Source organism: Lacisediminihabitans sp. (assembly GCF_043726815.1).
In the GTDB taxonomy this organism is placed as follows: Bacteria; Actinomycetota; Actinomycetes; order Actinomycetales; family Microbacteriaceae; genus Lacisediminihabitans.
Map to the genome: position 1 here is coordinate 1 of NZ_JAYSJZ010000038.1, position 1637 is coordinate 1637.

Genomic DNA, 1637 nt, shown 5'->3' on the forward strand with positions numbered 1-1637 from the left:
TTGCGATTCCTTTCTCAGTGCTGATTATTGGGGCCAACCCATTTCGATGAAGCGGTCAAGCGGGAGGGTTGCCGCGCCCAGGGCGACGGCGTTCTGCCCCAGCTTTGACCGCTTCAGCACGGCCTCACTTCCGGGTTGCTCTAGGGAGAATCGGCGGCTCGCGCTCGCGATGTCATCCAGGTAGTGCTCGGCGAGCTGGTCGCCGAACCATCCGCTGACCACGATGGTCTCGGGGTTGTACATGTTGATCAGGTTCGAGAGGGCGAAGCCGAGGTGCTCGACCAGGGTGTTCATTACCCGTTCGGCTTCCTTGTCGCCGGCGCCGATCGCGGCGAACATCGCGGTGATGCCCTCGGTCTCACGCCCCGCCCAGGTCATCTCCGACTGGGTCCAGTCGTGAAGGGCGGCGGATGCCCCGACGAACGTCTCCACGCATCCGTACGAACCGCAGGTGCACTGCCGGCCGGTGAGACTGATCTTCGTGTGGCCCCATTCGCCCGCGCTACTGCTGAACCCGCGGTAGAGGCGCCCGTTCGTCACGATGCCAGCACCGGCGCTGGCCCCGATGAGCACGACGATCGCGTGGTCCGAGCCGCGCGCGGCCCCGTACCAGGATTCGGCCTGCGTCGTCGTCTTGGCGCCGTTGTCGACGTGGACGGGGAATCCGACGATGTCCTCAAGCCCCCTCAACCGCACGGAATCCCAGCCGATCGCCGGGGCGTGGATCACCGATTCGGAGGCCGAAGCGGGGTTCTCCACGATGCCGGGCACGCCGAGCCCGAGACCCAGCACGATCTTGCGGTCGATGTCGAGCTCGGCGAGGATCTCGCTGGTCTGCTCATGAAGCACCTCGATAACGCGTTCGGGCGTGATCCTGCGGTCGGGGAACGCGAAGGTGCGTCGCGCAAGACGGTTGAGCGTGAGATCGAATGCTTCGGTGGTCACGTCGATCTCACTGATGTCCGAGCCGAACACGACGGCTGCCGCTTTGTTTACCGCGACGACGACGCGCCGCCGCCCGCCGACCGAATCGAGGAACCCCTCCTCCTGCACGATGGCCTCGTCGATGAGTTCGTTGATGACGTTGGTGACTGTGGCGGCCGACAAGCCTGTGTCGTCTCCCAGTGCGGACCTTGAAGTGGCACCGGACAACACCAGTCGCCGCACAAGTAGTGCGCGGTTGGTTCGACGAACGTCGCGAACCGATGCCTTCTTTGCCATTTCCGTCCAAACTTCACTCATTAATTTATATATTAAAATATCTTTTGTTGCAAACCCCGTTCGCCTCCGTCGGGCGGAGTCGGGCGGAGTTGGGCGGAGTTGGGCGGAGTTGGGCGATTGTCCGCCTCGCCCGGCTGCTACAGCAGGGCCGATCGAGGTCCATGTCTGTGCTGCCGCGTTGGTGAGTTGCATCTCGGCAATTGGCGCGAAGGGCTGTTTCGGCTCCGAGTCAAGCGAGCGCTAACACAATCGGATACGGAACATCCATAGGTTCCGACCGGGGCCCCTCGGCCTGACGGTCACGTAGATGCGATCGGCCACACCGCCTACGGGCCGGACCATGGTCTGGGTAGATCCGGCGGGCCGGTAGCAGCCGCATCTAGCGAGGGAGTGAGCATGTCAAACACGACCTAGTC

At 63.5% G+C, this 1637-nt stretch carries 1 protein-coding gene; it reads right to left on the reverse strand.

Features of this window, described 5'->3' with window-relative positions; all coding sequences use genetic code 11:
• Positions 1-24 precede the first annotated feature (24 nt).
• Complete coding sequence (locus ACHZD8_RS04040) at positions 25-1107, reverse strand: ROK family protein (protein ID WP_394768867.1); 1083 nt, start codon at positions 1105-1107, stop codon at positions 25-27.
• Between the last annotated feature and the right edge of the window lie 530 nt (positions 1108-1637).